Source organism: Desulfovibrio sp. SGI.102 (assembly GCF_050314315.1).
GTDB lineage: Bacteria > Desulfobacterota > Desulfovibrionia > Desulfovibrionales > Desulfovibrionaceae > Desulfovibrio.
Genome location: NZ_JBNPNC010000002.1, coordinates 60,211 through 77,555, shown reverse-complemented (window position 1 = coordinate 77,555; position 17,345 = coordinate 60,211). Strand labels below are relative to the sequence as shown.

Sequence of the window (17,345 nt, the reverse complement as noted above, 5' to 3'; positions counted from 1 at the left end):
AAAAACGGGCTGTATGGACATGGCGAACCGCCGCGACAAGGGCGGCGGTTCACCTTGGAAAAGCGGCACGGGCCGCTGTATCAGTCAGTAAGAGATTACTTGCTCAGGTACTTGGCCTGCAGTTCCTTCCAGTAGGGATCGGCCTGCAGCTTGCGGAAACCTTCGTCGATGAGGGCGCGCAGTTCCTTGTCGCCCTTGCGGATGGCCACGCCGAACTGGTCGGGTTCGCCGTGCACACCGGCCTTCTTCACGGCCTTGCCGCGGGCGATGGCGTCACCGGCGGGCAGGGAGTCCATGAGGGCGGCTTCGATACGGCCGTTGACCAGGTCTTCCACGGCCAGCGGACAGGATTCATAGAAGCGCAGCTCAAAGGGATAGCCCTTTTCCTTCTGTTCCTGCTTGATGGCTTCAGCTTCGGAGGTGCCGCGCTGCACGCCCAGCTTGATGGGCTTGGACAGGATGTCGGCAGGGGTCAGCTTGGAGTCGGCAGGCACCAGGAACACGCGGGAGACTTCCCAGTAAGGATCGGAAAAGTCCACCACCTTGCGGCGCTTTTCAGTGATGCTCATACCGGAAGCGATCATGTCGATCTGCTTGTTGGCAAGGGCCAGCACGATGCCGTCCCAGGCCACAGGCTTGTGGACGACCTTGAAGCCCATGGTCTTGGCGATCCAGTTCATGGCATCCACGTCAAAACCGGCAGGCTGGCCGGTCTTTTCATCAACATAGGCAAAAGGCGGATAGTTGGAGTCGATGCCGTTGACGTAGGTCTTTTGGGCAAAGGCCGGCACAGAGGCCAGCAGGCCGAACAGCAGGGCGCAAACAAAAAGTTTTTTCATGGTGCTTCCCTTGTAAAATGTGAGGGCCGGGTATAACCTGATGCCGTATCGCGCGGCAACAAAATTTTTTAGCAAAAGCCGCGCACGGGCGCAAGTGAGAAGGCGTCACAAAGCCGCTCTCCTGCCCGTCCCCGCCTTTTTTCTTCCTTACCGGAGACCGGAATCAAGATGGAATTTTCCCGTCTAGCTCAGCGCATGCTGCGGAGTCTGGGGGTGCCGCCCCGCGTCATCCTGCTGGTGTGTTGCGACTTCCTGACGCTTTTTGCCTGTACGTTTTTTGTTTTGTGCCTGCGCGCCCTGTGGGGCGATCTTAACATCACCAGCTATGACTGGATGCTTTCCATGCTCCTGCTGGCGCCGTTCATGGGGCTGGCCCTGGGCCTTTACGGGGTCATCTCGCTGCCTGCCTATGTGGAAAGCCGCAAACTCTGCGCGCTGAGCACACTGACCTTCGGCCTCATCCTTGCCCTGCTGTTCGCGGGCAAGGCCAGTGTGGCCTATTCGCGTATCGTGCTCGTGGGGGCCTGGCTGCTGAGCATCTTCCTTTTGCCGGTGACACGGCGCTTCTGCCGTCACTATTTCGGCAAGTTCCGCTGGTGGGGGACCCCTCTGGTGATCCTTGATCGCAGCAATACGGGCCGTGAGCTGTGGCATTATCTCAAACGCCACCCCTGGCTGGGCCTTTCGCCGGTAGACATCTTCACGCTGCCCCCGGACATGGAAGAAGCCAGACGCCAGCTGAAGGACGCGGAGCGTCGCCATCCCGGGGCCATCGCCCTGATGCTGCAGCCTTCCGATGCCCATACGGCCCGCTTCGTCCATGAAGCCAGCCGCTATTTCGTCAAGATCCTGGTGGTGCCCGCCCAGAGCAGCGGCGTCCGGCAGCACTGGTTCCATGCCTGCGACCTGGGGACCATGACGGGCTTCATGCTCATGCAGAATTTGCGCCGTCGCTGGCGGCAGCGCCTCAAGAGAGCCCTGGACCTCGTGCTCTGTCTGCCCGTGGTCGTGTTGTGTTCTGTGCCCGGCCTGTTGCTGTGCCTGCTGATCCGTCTGGACAGCCGCGGGCCGGTGTTCTACCGGCAGCGTCGCCTGGGCAAGGACGGCAAGGCCTTTGACGTGTTCAAGTTCCGCACCATGCGCCAGGATGCGGACGAGGTGCTGGCCCGCTATCTGGAGGAAAATCCCGATCTGCGCGACGAGTGGGAAAAGGACCGCAAATTGAAGCATGACCCCCGGATCACCCGCGTGGGCCGTTTCCTGCGCAAGAGCAGCCTGGATGAACTGCCCCAGCTGATCAATGTGGTGCGGGGCGAGATGAGCCTGGTGGGGCCGCGTCCCATCGTGGAGGCCGAGATCGCCAAATACGGCGAAGTCTACGCGGATTACTGCCGGGTGCGCCCGGGCATCACGGGCCTGTGGCAGGTCTCCGGACGAAACAATACGACCTACGAGGAACGGGTCAGCCTGGACCGCTATTATGTGACCAACTGGTGCATCTGGATGGATCTCTGGATCCTGGCCCGCACCTTCCCCGTGGTGCTCACCGGCTACGGCGCATACTAGCGGGGCCTGCAGGAGCCACGAGTCCGGAAGCAGATAGTGCTCCGCCGGAGCAGCGGAAACATCGTGTCTTTGCAAAAGGGCGGGGCTGGGCAGTACCTTGCCCGGATACAAGCGCGTCGCCTATGCCTGTATGGAACGAGGACAGCCCCGAAAAGGCTCGCGAGACAAAAGAAAAGGACAGCCATGAAGGCTGTCCTTTTTTCTTTACGGACTGTTTTGTCCTTTACATGCGGGCCATGGCCGCTTCCACCTCATGGCGGAAGCCGGTCAGGAAATTCTCGGTAGAGAACTTTTCCGCATGCGCGTGCAGGTGTCGGGGATCGAAATCCCCTTCGCACTGTTCGAAGCGCTGCAGGGCCTCGGCCAGGCTCTCCGGGCTCTGCTCGCTGAAGAGCAGGCCGGTCTCGCCGTCCACCACGGTCTCGGTGGCGCCACCGCGTCCGTAAGCGATGACCGGGACCCCGGCCGACATGGCTTCCACCGGGATGATGCCGAAGTCTTCCTCGCCGGGGAAGAGCAGTGCCCGGCTGCGGGCCATGAGCTCGCGCACGGCGGCATCGTCCTGGCGGCCCACAAAGCGCACGCTGGGGCCTGCCTTGGCCTTGAGCTGCTGCATCATCTCGCCGTCACCGGCCACCACCAGCGGGCGGCCAAGGCGGGTGCAGACCTCCACGGCCAGATCAACGCGCTTGTACGAAGCCAGACGGCCGAAGCAGAGGTAGTGCTCCCCGCCCGGTTCCGCGCGGGGCGTGAAGGCGTTGGTGTCCACCGGCGGATGGACCACGGCGGCCTCGCGGCGCCAGTACTTGCGGATGCGCCGGGCCACATGACGGGAGTTGGCCACGAAGTGGTCCACCCGCTGGGCGCTGAGGCAGTCCCACTGCCGCAGGGAGGGCAGCAGCAGGCGCATGGCCAGACGGGAGAGCCGCCCCGTGCTCCGCATGTAGGCCGGCCAGTTGTCCCACAGATAGCGCATGGGCGTGTGGCAGTAGCAGACGTGCAGGCAGTCGGGCCGGGTGATGACCCCCTTGGCGGGCCCGGACTCGCTGGAGATGACCAGATCGTAGTCTGTCAGGTCCAGCTGCTCCAGGGCATGCGGCATGAGGGGCAGGTACTTTTTATACAGCCTGCGGCTGGCGGGCAGGCTGTTGATGAAGGTGGTGCTGATCTTGTGCCGGCGGAATTCGGGCAGGAGCTTTTCCCTGTCCACCACGTGGGTGAAGATGTCCGCCTGCGGATAGAGACGGCACAGGGCCTCCAGCACCTTTTCGCCGCCGGCCATGTTGACCAGCCAGTAATGCACCAGAGCGACTTTCATGCTAGGCCTTGGGGCGGTCGCCGATGGCGGCAGTGATCTGGGCCTCGGCGGCCAGTTTGCCGTCCACATACGCGCGGGCGTCCATCTTGCAGAGCTTGAGCTTCATGCGGATATTGTCGCAGTGCAGTTCCAGGCGGTCGCCGGGCACCACCTGACGACGGAATTTGACGCCGTCCAGGCCGGTGAAGAAGAAGAGCTTGTCCGACAGGTCGCCTTCCATGCCGGAGACCGCCAGCAGGGCGCCGGTCTGGGCCAGGGCTTCAAGGATGAGCACGCCGGGCATGATGGGCGCACCGGGGAAATGGCCCTGGAAGAAGGGCTCGTTGATGGTCACGTTCTTGTAGGCCTTGATATGGGAGCCAGGCACGCATTCCAGCACGCGGTCCACCAGCAGGAAAGGATAGCGGTGGGGCAGGATGGAGAGGATACGCTGGATGTCCATGGTGATAGGCGTAGCGTCCGACATGGAAAACTCCTTTGATGGGTATGATGGCGCAGTTTAGCCCGATGCCTGGCGCAAGACAAGGCGGCCTGCTGCCGGCAGGCGGCAAAAAAAAGCCCCCTGCGGACAGGGGGCTCGAGATCCGGCTGTGGGGGCGCTTACTTGCTGCCCTTGGCCTTGTCTTCCTTGTGGAGACGGTTGACTTCGGCCAGCACGTCCTGGGTCAGGTCCATGGTCTGGTCGGCGTAGAGGACGCCACCGGCGGTGATGTCCACCACGAAGTTGAAGCCCTTCTTCTGGGCCACGTTGTAGGTGGCGTTGAAGACCATGGTGACCATATCCTGGCGCAGCTTCACTTCGTCCTGTTCCACCTTGCGCAGGAAGTTGCGGGTCTTCTGGTCCAGTTCCTGCTTCTTGCGGATGAAGGCCAGCTTCTTTTCATCAGAGGCCTTGGGGCCCTTCAGTTCCTCGGCAGACTTCTTCAGGGCTTCGCCCTGCTTTTCCAGAGCGGCACGCTCTTTGCCGTACTTGCTTTCCATCTGCTTTTTGGCGGCCTGGGCAGGTTCGCTCTGGGTGGCGACAGCCTGCATGTCCACGACGCCGATCTTGGCGGCAGCAGGTTCAGCGGCATTGGCGGCAACGGCCCCCGCCATCATCAGGCAGACCGCAAGGGTCAGATACATCAGTTTGCGCATGGAAAAAACTCCCTTTGATCGAATGCTCCGCGGATCGAGGATGCCGCCAGGCAGTGATTGTGTAGATTTTCTGGTAGCAAGAGGGAAACCTCTTGTTTACCGTTCATCACATAGCACCAGAGGCAGGGGGCGTCAAGGAATTCTGGGCCGTGCGGTTCTGCCGCACGCGGTCGCTGTAGCTCAGGATGCCCTCGGCCAGACCTTCGGCCAGGATCATGCGGTAGCGGGCGTCGAGCAGGTTGCGGGCCTCATGCGGATTGGAGCAGTAGCCCACTTCCACCAGGACGCAGGGCATGCGCGCACCCAGCAGGACGATGAAGGGGGCCGCCCGGGTGCCGTTGTCGCGCACGGTATAGCCGCGGCGCTTCAGACGGGCCAGAGACTGCTTCTGGATGTCGGTGGCCAGCCTGCGGCTCTCGTACTGGCGGGCCGTGAGCATGCCGTCGGACAGGATCTTCTGGACCTCGCCCAGGTTCCTGTCGTTGCGGGCGTTTTCCTGGCTGGCCACACGCACGGCCCGGGGATCGCGGGAGATGTCCAGATAATAGGTCTCGAAGCCGTTGATGCCGCGGTCCTCATGGGCGTTGACGTGGATGGAGACGAACAGGTCCGCGCCTGCCTGGTTGGCTTTGCCGGTGCGGTCCCGCAGGCTCACGGCCACGTCCTTGCGCCGGCTGTAGATGACCTCCAGGCCGTTGTCCTCCAGCAGGCGGCCCAGACGCAGGGCGATGTCCAGCGTGATGTTGCGCTCGATCACGTCATTGTGGATGGTGCCCGGATCACGTCCGCCGTGCCCGGCGTCGATGAACACGCGCTGCACGGAAAGGCCCGGCTGCCCGGCCACCACATTGTTGACCCGGACGGCCTTGCCCTTGCCGGCGGAGGCATCCGCCAGACGGCTGTCCGCAGCGGCGGGGGCCAACTGCTGCCGCATGGCCGTGGCCTGGGGGCGCATGTCGCCACGGGGATATTCTTTTTCCAGACGGGCCAGCAGGCGCACGGCCTCGGTGCGGTCTTTCAGTTCCTCGGCACTGATCTGCGCGGCCTGCAGCAGGGCATCGTCAGCCAGGGCGCTGCCGGGGAATTCTTCCGGCACACGCAGCAGCAGGGTACGGGCCGTGCGGTAGTCGGCGGCAAGGTGGGAACAGTCGGCCAGAGAACGGGCGCTGACTCCGGCACGGAACAGGGCCGCCGCGCTGACCGTGGCATTGGGACGGCTCTGGTAGACCTGCATGAAATCGCCCTGCAGGTTTTCCCAGGGTTCGCGCCAGCAGGAACGACGCTTGTCGGCACGCAGGAGCTCCATGGTCTTCTTGGCATTCTCATAACGCTGCAGGGCCTGGCGGGCATCGTCTGCCGGAGGGGTGTCGGATATCTGACGGGCAGGCTGCACGGACGGCTGCGGGGCATCCTTGCCCGGGGCCAGTTCCTGCCGCAGGCGGCGGGCTTCGGCGTACATGTCGCCGCGCGGATAATCCCGGCAGAGCGTATCCAGCAGCTTCAACGCGCCCCGGGTGTCCTTGAGCCTGTCGGCCCGGATACGGGCGGCACGCAGCAGGGCATCATCGGCCAGGCGGCTGCTCTCGTGCTGCCGGGCCACTTCCTCGAAAGTCCCGGCGGCCTTGCGGGCGTCGGAGATGGCGAAGGAGCGGCGGGAAAGCTCTTCGTAGCATTCCGCGGCCTTGAACAGGGCGGCAGGACGGTTGGCCCAGGTGGTGGCGTTCTGATGGATGGCATGGAAGGACGCGGCCACTTCTTCCCAAGGGGCACGCTGCATGCCGCGTTTATTGTCCTGGCGCAAGGCATCCATGTCGTCCTTGGCGGCTTCATAGCGCTGCGCGGGGGACAGGGTGGCGCCATGGCTGATGGTATGGCAGAAGGCCGCCAGAAGGGAAAAGGCCAGGATGAATCCCAGAGGAGGCAGGATACGGGCCATCATGCCGGGGGACTGGGGACGGGGAGCGGGGGTGACTTTTTTCCTGGCCATGACACAGAACTCGCTGGATAGTGGCTGCTCCCGGGAGGGGAACTTTGCCGTAGCCTATCCTTTGCAGGTTGCGTGCCATGAAGATGTTTTTATTAAAAAGATTGTGTTTTCAGTATATTACAAGCTCTCCGTGTAGGCCCCTCCAAGGGAGTGTCTGTTTTCCGACATAAAAAAAAGCTCCCCGAAGGGAGCTTTTTTGACGCGAAGGAGATCAGCCCGGCCTAGAAGAACTGGCCCATGCTGAATTCCAGACGGCCCTGCTCACGCTCGCCGTCGTAGTCCTTGGACAGGGGATAGCCATAGGCCAGGCGCAGGTCGCCCATGGGCGAACGCCAGCGCAGTTCCAGACCGGCGGAGTAGACGATCTTGTCATTGAAGTCGTTGGCCATGGTCTTGTGATCGATGTTGAAACCGGCATCGAAGAAGGGCACCAGGGCCAGGCCCATGTCCTTCTGGAAGGTCCAGATGTATTCCACGTTCAGCACGCCCATGCGGTCACCACCGATCTGGTCGCCGCCGTACTTGTCGTCGCGGGGCGAGAGGTCGGAGTAGGAGTAACCGCGCACGGTATCCATGCCGCCCAGCCAGAAGCGTTCGAACACGGGCACACGGCTGCTGGTGTTCTGGAACACCCCGCCCACGCGGGCGCGCAGGTGGAAGGTGTTTTCGGGATTGATGGACCAGAAGCCCTGCCAGTCGGCCACGGCCTTGATGAAGTTGTCGGTACCGCCCAGGCCGCCGCCGCCGTATTCGGCCCACAGGCGTGCGATGGTGCCCTTGGTGGGACGGGCGCGGTCGTCGGTGGTATCGCGCAGGATGCGGGCGGAGATGGCGCTGGTCCAGTTGGTGCCCTTGTAGTCGGAGATGTAGGGCGAAGCATCGGCATCCACGTTATAGAGGTCGTAGCGTTCCAGGCGGTAGCCGATACCCACGGACGTATATTCACCGATGGGATAGCCAAAGCGGATGGTGTCACCGATGGTTTCCTTGGTGAAGTCGTCCCAGTAGTCGTAGATGTAGTAGATGTCGTTGCCGAAGGACAGGTCGGTATCGTAGACGCGCGGGTTGGTGAAGGAGAACACGCCCGACGTGCGGCGCCAGGAGAAGAAGCCCTGCAGCTGCACCTGATAGCCGCGGCCGAAGAGGTTGCGCTCCATGATGGAGGCCGTCACGCCCACGTCATAATAGGTGGAATAGCCGATACCGCCCATGAGGGCACCGGTGTTGTCTTCCTTGACCTTGATCTTGAGGTCCACTTCGTCAGGACGATCGGTGGGGATCAGTTCGCTGTCGATGGCGGAGAAGTAGCGCAGGCGGTTCAGGCGTTCGGCGGAACGGCGCATCTTTTCGCCTTCGTACTGGTCGCCGTCGCCCAGGCGCATCTCGCGCAGGATGACGTTGTCACGGGTCTTGGTGTTGCCGTCGACCATCAGGCGGCGGATGAAGACCTTTTCCTTCTTGTTGACCATGTAGCCCACGTCCACCATGGGCTCGTCGCCTTCCACCTTCATGACGCGGGTGTCCACCTCGGCAAAGGCGTAACCGCGGTCGGTGTAGAAGTTGGTCAGGCGCTTGCTGTCTTCCTGCATGACGGTGATGGAGAAGTAGTCGTTGTCCTTCTTCCATTCGTCCATCTCGACCACGTCCAGCATGGCCTGTTCTTCGTCGATGATGTCACCGCCGAACTTGATGTCGTGGATCTTGTAGCGGGGGCCTTCATGGACCTTGAAGGTCACATAGATGCCGTCTTCCTTGTACTGCACGTCGGGAGCGGCCACCTGGATGTCCACGAAACCCTGGTTCAGGCCGTAGGCGGCGATGGCGTTGGTATCACGCTCCAGGTGTTCTTCCTTGAGCACGCCGGTGCCCGTGAACCAGGAGAAGATGTTGCGGGGCTTGAGGGCCAGGTACTTGTCCATGTCGCCCTTGTCCAGCTGCTCCAGGCCCTCGATCTTGACTTCCTTGATGTAGAGCTTGTTGCCTTCTTCCACCTGGATGACCAGCACGGCGCCGCGGCCGCCGGAGCGGCTGTCCAGACGGTAGCTGGAACGGGCCAGATAGTAGCCTTCCTTGCGGTAGAGTTCGTTGATCTTCTGCAGGTCGTCGGCGATGAGCTGTTCGTTGAGCACGTTGCCGGACTTGGTGCCCATGGCGGCGATCACGTCCTCGGCATCGATCTCGTGGGAACCTTCCACGATGATGTTCTCGATGCGGGGCTTTTCCGCCACGGTGAAGACCAGCACGTTGCCTTCCATGTGGGCCTGGACGTCACTGAAGTAGCCCAGTTCCCAGATGCGCTTGACTTCTTCGTTGATGTCGTTGGCGGAGGGGGTGTCGCCCTTGCGGATGGAGAGGCGCATGAGGACCACTTCGGGGTCCATGACCTGCAGGCCGCGCACCTGCACGTCGGCCAGAGCACCCTTGGCGGTGCCCATGGGCACGAAGTCGGCGCGACCGATGGGATCGTTGGGTTCGGTGCGGGGAGCGCTGCTGGCCGCAGGGGCGGCGGCAGCGGCACCGGCCAGCATGCCGGAAGCCTGACCGGCCATGGCGGCGGCGCATTCATTGAGGCTCAGCAGGGAGGGGCGATCGAAGTTGGCAGGCTTGGCCTGGCCTTCGTTCACCGGCACCAGCAGGGACTGCAGGGCAAAGCCTTCGCCGTTCTGCTTGAAGCTGCCGAACAGCACCAGGTCGGCGCCCGCTTTTTTGCCCAGCTCGCGGGCAGCGGCCATGTCGATGCTGCCGCCGCGGGAGGACAGCAGGCTGCGGGCCTTGTCCATGGGGATGACGGACAGACCGCGCTGCTGCATCTCCGTACCGATGATCTGCGGCACATCCCGGGCCGCATTGGGCATCTCAGGGCCGGCAGTGACCTGGAAGGGCAACACCAGCACCGTGTTTCCCGCAGCCTGCAGCGGGGCGGCTCCCCACAGGCAGGCCAGCAGGGCGAAACAGAACAGGCCCAGCCAATTACGCAAATGTTTTTTCATACAGAGTCCCCGCTCTCAGTTCCAGACTACGATTCATGGTGGCGGCCAGCTCGCGGTTGTGGGTGACAATCACGAGGGTCATGCCCAGTTCGCGATTCAGTTCGCGCATCAGGGTGCTGACCTGCTCACCAGTATTTTCGTCAAGGTTGCCCGTGGGTTCGTCAGCCAGCAGCACCCGGGGGCGCAGCAAAACGGCGCGAGCGATGGCTACCCGCTGCCGCTCCCCGCCGGACAGGGTGGAGACCTTGCTCTCCACACGGTGGGCAAGACCTACGCGTTCCAGCATGGTACGGGCATCGGGCAGCACATCGGCACGACAGGCACCGCCTATCAGGGCCGGCATGGCCACGTTTTCCAAGGCCGAGAATTCCGGCAGGAGATGATGGAACTGAAACACGAAGCCCAGCGTCCTGTTGCGGAAGCGGGCCTTTTCGTCAGGCCTCATCTCGGACATGTCCCGGCCGTCAAAAAAGATTTTTCCACTGCTTGGAGTATCAAGAGCCCCCATAAGATGCAAGAGGGTACTCTTGCCGGAGCCGGAGGTCCCCACGATGGCCAGGGACTCTCCTTCTTCCACGGAAAGGTTGATATCCTTGAATATCTCGAGGTTCTCCGGGCCGGAGAACCGCTTGCCCACATGTTCGAATTTGTAGAGCTCGGCCATGATCACTCGTAGCGCAGGGCTTCCGCGGGCTCAAGGCGTGCGGCCTGCCGCGCCGGGTACAGGGTTGCCAGGAAACAGAGCAGCATGGCGCTGGCCCCGATGATGAGCACGTCCTGCCAGGTGATGATGATGGGCAGGTGATCCAGGGTGTAGACGTTCTCGGGCAGCTTGATGAAGCGGTAACGCTTCAGCGCCCAGCCCAGGCTCAGGCCCATGCCGTAACCCAGCAGGGTGCCCACGAAACCGATGATGGTGCCCTGGAGCATGAAGATGCGGCGGATCATGGAACGGGTGGCGCCCATGGACATGAGGATGGCGATGTCGCGGGTCTTCTCCATGACCAGCATGACCAGGGAGGTCACGATGGAGAAGGAGCCGATGAGCACCACCATGGTCAGCAGGATGAACATGCCGATCTTTTCCAGCTTGAGGGCCGCGAAAAGGTTGGCGTTCATCTCCATCCAGTGGCGCACATAGAAGGGGGAGCCCAGGGTGTCCTGCACGCTCTGGGCGATGGCGTCGGCCTTGTAGACGTCGTCCACCATGATCTCGATGCCGGTGAGGAAGCCGTCGGGCAGGCCGAGGATGTCGCGCGCGGCCTTGAGGTCCACGAAGGCCAGGGTGGCATCGTATTCGAACATGCCGGTCTTGAAGATGCCCACCACCTCGAAGGGGCGGATGCGCGGCGAATAGCCGGTGGCGCCCTTTTCCCCGGAGGGGGAGAGCAGGTTGACGCGGCTGCCTAGGCCGATGCCCAGACGCTTGGCCAGCTCCTCGCCGATGACGATGCCCGGCGTGCCCTCGCGTTTCAGATCGGTCACGGAGCCGCGACGGATCTCGCGCAGCATGCTCAGGACCTTGGGCGCGCTTTCGGGATCGATGCCGCGCAGCACCAGGCCTTTGACGCCGCCGGCGGCGGAGAGCATGACTTCCGTATAGATGAAGGGCGTGGCGCCGCGCACATGCTCCACGGCCTCCACGCGCCGCACCAGGTCGGGGTGCTGCTGGAAGGCCGCGGGCACGTAAGACATGACGATGCCGTGGGCATTGGCGCCGATGATCTTGTCACGCATGTCGGTGGTCAGGCCGTTGTAGACGCCCAGGACCACCACCAGGGCGCCGACGCCGAGGGCGACGCCCAGGATGGACATGATGGAGATGATGTAGATGAAGGTCTGTTTGCGGCGCGAGAACAGATATCTCAGCGCCACAAACAGCTCAAAGGGCATGCGCATGCTTGTTTAGAACTCCGGACGCAGCAGCGGGAAGAGGATGACTTCGCGGATGGAGGCGGAGTCCGTCAGCAGCATGACGAGGCGGTCGATACCGATGCCTTCGCCGGCCGCCGGGGGCATGCCGTATTCCAGGGCGCGCAGGAAGTCCTCGTCCATGGCGTGGGCTTCGTCGTCGCCGGCCTCCTTCTCGCGCACCTGCTCTTCGAAGCGCAGACGCTGGTCCACGGGGTCGTTGAGCTCGGAGAAGGCGTTGGCCAGTTCACGACCGGTGATGAACAGTTCGAAACGGTCCGTCAGGTCGGGGTGCTCGTTGTTACGGCGCGACAGGGGCGAGATCTCGGTGGGGTAGTGGTAGATGAAGTGGGGCTGGATCAGCTTCTCTTCCACATCCAGATCGAAGAGCTTGGCGTGCAGTTTGGGCAGGCTCTCGCTGTCGGTGGCCTTTTCGCCGCGGCTGCGGATGTAGTCGCGCACCTTGTTGTAGTCGTTGTAGAATTCGGGGCTGTGGCCGCCGATTTTGGTCAGCGATTCGTAGAAGGACATGCGGGTCCACTTGCCGGGGGTGAGGTCGATCTCCTGGCCCTGGTAGGTGATGACCGTGCCGCCGCAGACCTTGTTGGCCAGACGGGCGAAGAGCTCTTCGGTCAGGTCCATGAGGTCGTGGAAGTTGGCGTAGGCCCAGTAGAATTCACAGGAGGTGAATTCCGGGTTGTGGCGGGTGTCGATGCCTTCGTTACGGAAGTTGCGGTTGAGCTCGAAGACCTTTTCGAAGCCGCCCACCAGCAGACGCTTGAGGTACAGCTCGGGCGCGATGCGCATGTAGAGCTTGAGGTCCAGGGCGTTGTGGTAGGTCTCGAAGGGGCGGGCGGCGGCGCCACCGGCCACGGCCTGCATCATGGGAGTCTCCACTTCCATGAAGCCGCGCTCTTCGAGGAAGCGGCGGAACTCGCTCACGATCATGCTGCGCTTGCGGAAGATCTCGCGGGCGCGCTCGGTGACGATGAGGTCCACATAGCGCTGGCGGTAGCGGGTCTCCATGTCCTTGAGGCCGTGATACTTTTCCGGCAGGGGACGCATGGAGCGCGTGATGAGCTTGAGGTTGCGACAGGAGATGGTCAGCTCGCCCGTCTTGGTATGGAAAAGATGGCCGGACACGCCGACGATGTCGCCCACGTCCAGCTTCTTCACTACATTATAAACCTCTTCGGGCAGTTCCTCGCGGCTGGCGTAGCACTGGATGCGGCCGCTCTCGTCCATGATGTGGAAGAAGGCCACCTTGCCGAAGGAACGCAGCGAGACGATGCGGCCGGCGATGGCGAACACGTCCCCCTTGGCTTCCAGCTCTTCGGCGCTCAGGCTGCCGAAATTGTCCAGCACCCAGCTGACGGCATGTTCCTTGCGGAAATCATTGGGGAACAGCGGCACACCGGCGTCCAGCAGGTCACAGGCTTTGACGACGCGGTTTTTGATGACTTCGTTGAGCATGTCGCGCTCGGCAAAGCCCTCAAGCATGGGCATGAAATAGGCGGCGTGCTGCGACTTGGTATTCAGCTTGATCTTTTGCTTCTTAGGACTCTTTTCCCGGTTTTCCACTGCAAACTCCTGCTTCGGGCATGGCCCGGCCCTCTTTCGGGCTCAACGGTTGAATGGCTAGAGGTATGCCATTCAGGCCCCGTCGTCAAGGTTCGGGGCCGGGGGACCTCTGCGGCCCAAGGGTGCCTTTCGGCCAGGAAAATGATAAAGTAGTCATACTTGAATTTCATTGAAGCATAGTTTACCGTTTTCAAAACGTAACCCCGCAAGGACCGAACATGAAAAAATTGACCATCTCCTTTCTCGGCCGGGACTGTCCCGGCATCGTTTCCGCGGTAAGCCAGATCCTCGGGCAGACCGGCTGCAATATTATCGAGGTCACCCAGACCATCCTTTGCGGTGAGTTCGCGGCCATCTTTATCGTCCAGGCCCCTGAAAACGTGACGGAAGAATCCCTGCACACCCAGCTGGCCCTGGGCCTGGTGGATGCCAAGCTCGACCTTTCCGTGCTGGTGCGCCCGGCCGTGGAAGGCCGTTGGGAAGACTCCGTGGTCAGCCAGCCCTTCGTGGTCACGGTGGACGGCCCCGACCGCCCCGGCCTCATCGCTGCCATGAGCCGCGTCTTTGCCCGTCACGGCGTCAACATCGACAGCCTCAAGGCCGTTCTGGGCCAGGATCACAGCAATCACGCCCTGTTCGTGTTCGAGGTCAAGGTCCCCGAAAATGCGGACCTCGGCCGCCTGCGTCGCGAGCTGGCCAGCGAAGGCCAGGCCCAGGGCCTGCGCGTCAGCGTGCAGCACCGCGACATCTTCGAAGCCGTCCATCGTATCGGCTCCTTCTAGGATCCCGTCCGTCCCGGGAGCGCGGCAGGACCGCCTCCGCAAGTATCATAAGGAATATCCATGCTTTCTGAACGCGAAGTTATCAATACGCTCAACATGCTCCGCAACGAGCATCTGGACGTGCGCACCGTGACCCTGGGCGTGAGCCTGTTCGACTGTGTCAGCCATGACATCGACCTCTTCACCGGCAACGTCAAAGCCAAGCTGCACCGCTATGCCTCCCAGCTGGTCAACGTCTGCAACGAAGTGGGCGACAAGTACGGCATCCCGGTGGTCAATAAACGTATCAGCGTCAGCCCCATCGCCGTGGTGGGGGCCCCCTTCGGCCCCGACGGCATGGTGCGCGTCTGTCAGGCCCTGGACGAAGCGGCCAAGGAAGCCGGCGTCGACTTCCTGGGCGGTTTCTCCGCCCTGGTGGAAAAAGGTTTCGCCAACGGTGACCGCGCCCTCATCGAGGCCCTGCCCGAAGCCCTGGCCACCACGGACCGCATCTGCTCCTCCATCAACGTGGCCTCTTCCCGCTCCGGCATCAATATGGATGCCGTGGCCCTGATGGGCGAACAGATCCTCAAGGTGGCCCAGACCACGGCCGACCGCGGCGGCCTTGGCTGCGCCAAGCTGGTGGTCTTCGCCAACATCCCGCAGGACGTGCCCTTCATGGCCGGTGCCTACCTGGGCGTGGGCGAGCCCGACGTGGTCATCAACGTGGGCGTCTCCGGCCCCGGCGTGGTCAAGAAGGCCATCGACCGCGCCCTGGAGCACAGCCGTAACGGCGGCAAGCCCATGACCCTGCTGGATGTGGCCGAAGTCATCAAGCGTACGGCCTACAAGGTGACCCGCGTGGGCGAGATGATCGGTAACGAAGTGGCCCAGCGTCTGGGCCTGCCCTTCGGCGTGGCCGACCTTTCCCTGGCCCCCACCCCGGCCGTGGGCGACAGCGTGGGCGAGATCTTCCAGAGCGTGGGCCTGTCCAGCATCGGTGCGCCCGGCACCACGGCCGTGCTGGCCATGCTCAACGATGCCGTGAAGAAGGGCGGCGCCTTCGCCTCCTCTTCGGTGGGCGGCCTGTCCGGCGCCTTCATCCCCGTTTCCGAAGACTCCAGCATCGAGGCGGCCGCCACCTCCGGCCTGCTGAGCCTGGAAAAGCTGGAAGCCATGACCAGCGTCTGCTCCGTGGGCCTGGACATGATCGCCATTCCCGGCGACACCCCGGCCAGCACCATTTCCGGCCTCATCGCCGACGAAATGGCCATCGGCATGATCAACCACAAGACCACGGCCGTGCGCGTCATCCCCGTGCCCGGCAAGGGCGTGGGCGAAGAAGTGAGCTTCGGCGGCCTGCTGGGCAAGGCGGCCATCATCCCCGTGCCCAAGGGCGATGCCAGCGCCTTCATCGGTCTGGGCGGTCGCATCCCGGCTCCCATCCACAGCCTGAAGAACTAGCCGGCAGACAACAACAATAAGAAAAGGACGGGATATTTTCCCGTCCTTTTTGTTTTGGGGAGAAGGCGTCCGCCATTCCTCAACGTTCGGGCCGTTGATACGGACAGACGGCGGGCGAGTCCGGCAAATCGTCCGGGGGCCTCTCTCTTTTTATGGGGGGCCGGCAACCGGATGCCTGGACACGCACAGGACGATAGCCGCCGTTCTCATGCAGGCGGTTTTGCTTTTTGCTGAGCTGTGGCATCAGAAGGGCAGGGACGATGGCCGGAAGCGGCCGGACAAACAGGGGAGGGCATCGATGCCGGAAGGGAATTTTTTCCACTACGATCAGGCGGCTGTGGATCATCTGGCCCGCAAGGACAAAAAACTGGCAGCGGCCATGCAGGCCATCGGCCCGGTGCGTCGGGAGGTCATGCCGGATCTTTTCCAGGCCCTGATGCATGCCATCACGGGCCAGCAGATCAGCATGGCGGCCCAGCGCACGGTCTGGGGACGCTTGTGCTGCCTGCTGGGCGAGGTCACGCCGCAAGCCCTGCTGGCCCAGCCGCAGACTGCCTTGCAGGCGCTGGGGCTTTCCGCGCGCAAGGTGGACTACATGCGCGGCATCGCCCGGCAGGTGGTGGACGGGGAACTGGATCTGCCGGGCATGGACGCTCTGGAGGACGCCGAAGTCTGCCGCCGTCTTGCCGCCCTGCGCGGCATCGGCGTCTGGACGGCCGAGATGCTGCTGCTTTTTTCCCTGCAGCGGCCCGACATCCTGAGCTATGACGATCTGGCCATCCGGCGCGGCCTGCGCATGCTCTACCGCCACAAAGAGATGCCGCGCGAGCGCTTCGAGCGGTACCGCAGGCGCTTCTCGCCTTATGGTTCGCTGGCCTCGCTGTATCTGTGGGCCATCGCCGGCGGGGCATTGCCGGAGCTGGACGATCCGGCGGAACGCAAAAAGGGGAGATCCCGCCCTGCCGCGAGCCTCAAAAGCACGGTGACGAAAGACTGAGCGGCCCCTTCCCTTTCCATGACAAGCTGCCCGCGTGCATCGCTTCTTTCCCACGTTGGGCGACCGGCCGTGCTCCTGCCAGTTCATGAAGATAGGTGCCATGAAGAGAGCCGCATGGTGGGGCGCATCTTGCCGCGCCTGCCGGTTCTCCGGAACGTTGCACAAAAAAAGGCCCTGCGGTGTGTGTTCCGCAGGGCCTTTGCGTACGAGAAAAAGCCTACTTGAGGGCAGCGGCACCGGCCTTGGCCACGTTGGTGTCTTCGGCCACGCTACCACCGCTGACGCCGATGGCGCCCACGATGACGTTGTCGCGGATCAGCAGCTCACCGCCGCCGAAGATCACCAGACCGCCGTTGGTGGCTTCGATGCCGAACAGTTCCTGACCGGGCTGGGAAGCGGCGCCCAGCGTGGAGGTGGGCATGTTGAAGTAGCGGGCCGTGACGGCCTTCTTGGTGGAAACGTCGATGCTGCCGATGAAGGCGCCGTCCTGACGCACGAAGGCCTTCAGGTTGCCGCCAGCATCCACGATGGCGATATTCATGGGCACGCCCTGGGCTTTGGCCTTGACCAGAGCCGCATCGAGCACCTTCTGGGCTTCGGCCAGGGTCAGGTCGCCGGGGAGCTGGGTCGCGGGGGCCTTGGTCTTGGCCTGGGCCAGACCGGCGCAGAGAACGAGAGCCAGAACGAGAGGAACGATACGCTTCAGCATACAGGACTCCTTTTGTCCGCAAGGGCTGTTTTCTCCTGCTCTAGCACTCCGCCGGGGCATGGGCAAGCGGTAACTATTTTTTTCA

The 17,345-nt window shown here is 62.8% G+C and carries 14 protein-coding genes; 4 read left to right on the top strand and 10 right to left on the bottom strand.

What is annotated here, in order from left to right:
* Nucleotides 1–95: 95 nt before the first annotated feature.
* Entirely contained in the window at nucleotides 96–839 is a 744-nt protein-coding gene (locus ACQRCJ_RS00995; protein ID WP_006008347.1) for an ABC transporter substrate-binding protein, read from the bottom strand.
* A 168-nt stretch (nucleotides 840–1,007) separates the two neighbouring features.
* On the opposite strand from ACQRCJ_RS00995, the gene wbaP reads away from it, so the two are divergent.
* Nucleotides 1,008–2,405 carry an undecaprenyl-phosphate galactose phosphotransferase WbaP gene (gene wbaP, locus ACQRCJ_RS00990; RefSeq protein ID WP_427799178.1) on the top strand — a complete coding sequence of 466 codons (1,398 nt, stop codon included), beginning with the start codon at nucleotides 1,008–1,010 and terminating at the stop codon, nucleotides 2,403–2,405.
* A gap of 223 nt (nucleotides 2,406–2,628) precedes the next feature.
* Here the strand turns inward: wbaP and ACQRCJ_RS00985 are convergent, their stop codons facing one another.
* The 8 genes from ACQRCJ_RS00985 to lysS form a co-directional block, all read right to left on the bottom strand.
* The gene (locus ACQRCJ_RS00985) at nucleotides 2,629–3,723 is read right to left on the bottom strand and encodes a glycosyltransferase (protein WP_204673911.1); all 1,095 of its coding nucleotides are present in this window, start codon (nucleotides 3,721–3,723) and stop codon (nucleotides 2,629–2,631) included.
* Nucleotide 3,724: 1 nt separating this feature from the next.
* Nucleotides 3,725–4,189 carry a 3-hydroxyacyl-ACP dehydratase FabZ gene (gene fabZ, locus ACQRCJ_RS00980; RefSeq protein ID WP_006008351.1) on the bottom strand — a complete coding sequence of 155 codons (465 nt, stop codon included), beginning with the start codon at nucleotides 4,187–4,189 and terminating at the stop codon, nucleotides 3,725–3,727.
* Nucleotides 4,190–4,323: 134 nt separating this feature from the next.
* Nucleotides 4,324–4,860, bottom strand: a complete 537-nt coding sequence (locus ACQRCJ_RS00975) for an OmpH family outer membrane protein (protein WP_168935974.1) — start codon at nucleotides 4,858–4,860, stop codon at nucleotides 4,324–4,326.
* A gap of 106 nt (nucleotides 4,861–4,966) precedes the next feature.
* On the bottom strand, nucleotides 4,967–6,847 hold the full coding sequence (locus ACQRCJ_RS00970; protein ID WP_204673912.1) for an N-acetylmuramoyl-L-alanine amidase: 1,881 nt from the start codon (nucleotides 6,845–6,847) through the stop codon (nucleotides 4,967–4,969).
* A gap of 221 nt (nucleotides 6,848–7,068) precedes the next feature.
* Nucleotides 7,069–9,837, bottom strand: coding sequence for an outer membrane protein assembly factor BamA (gene bamA, locus ACQRCJ_RS00965; protein WP_427799177.1), 2,769 nt, complete (start codon nucleotides 9,835–9,837; stop codon nucleotides 7,069–7,071).
* Nucleotides 9,818–10,501 carry an ABC transporter ATP-binding protein gene (locus ACQRCJ_RS00960; protein WP_168935972.1) on the bottom strand — a complete coding sequence of 228 codons (684 nt, stop codon included), beginning with the start codon at nucleotides 10,499–10,501 and terminating at the stop codon, nucleotides 9,818–9,820. Before ACQRCJ_RS00960 ends, bamA begins: the two co-directional genes overlap by 20 nt.
* A 2-nt stretch (nucleotides 10,502–10,503) precedes the next feature.
* On the bottom strand, nucleotides 10,504–11,730 hold the full coding sequence (locus ACQRCJ_RS00955) for a lipoprotein-releasing ABC transporter permease subunit (RefSeq protein ID WP_168935984.1): 1,227 nt from the start codon (nucleotides 11,728–11,730) through the stop codon (nucleotides 10,504–10,506).
* A gap of 12 nt (nucleotides 11,731–11,742) precedes the next feature.
* The gene (gene lysS, locus ACQRCJ_RS00950; RefSeq protein WP_370684895.1) at nucleotides 11,743–13,254 is read right to left on the bottom strand and encodes a lysine--tRNA ligase; all 1,512 of its coding nucleotides are present in this window, start codon (nucleotides 13,252–13,254) and stop codon (nucleotides 11,743–11,745) included.
* A 293-nt stretch (nucleotides 13,255–13,547) separates the two neighbouring features.
* Between lysS and ACQRCJ_RS00945 the strand changes: the two genes are divergently transcribed.
* From ACQRCJ_RS00945 to ACQRCJ_RS00935, 3 genes are all read left to right on the top strand, one after another.
* Complete coding sequence (locus ACQRCJ_RS00945; RefSeq protein ID WP_006008363.1) at nucleotides 13,548–14,111, top strand: glycine cleavage system protein R; 564 nt, start codon at nucleotides 13,548–13,550, stop codon at nucleotides 14,109–14,111.
* Nucleotides 14,112–14,171: 60 nt separating this feature from the next.
* Entirely contained in the window at nucleotides 14,172–15,554 is a 1,383-nt protein-coding gene (locus ACQRCJ_RS00940; RefSeq protein ID WP_168935971.1) for a PFL family protein, read from the top strand.
* Nucleotides 15,555–15,852: 298 nt separating this feature from the next.
* A complete protein-coding gene (locus ACQRCJ_RS00935; protein ID WP_168935970.1) occupies nucleotides 15,853–16,551 on the top strand; it encodes a DNA-3-methyladenine glycosylase family protein in 699 nt (232 codons plus the stop codon).
* Between the two features lie 217 nt (nucleotides 16,552–16,768).
* Here ACQRCJ_RS00935 and ACQRCJ_RS00930 read toward each other — a convergent pair whose 3' ends face one another.
* Nucleotides 16,769–17,260 (bottom strand): GlcG/HbpS family heme-binding protein, encoded by a 492-nt coding sequence (locus ACQRCJ_RS00930; protein ID WP_204625418.1) that lies wholly within the window; start codon nucleotides 17,258–17,260, stop codon nucleotides 16,769–16,771.
* Between the last annotated feature and the right edge of the window lie 85 nt (nucleotides 17,261–17,345).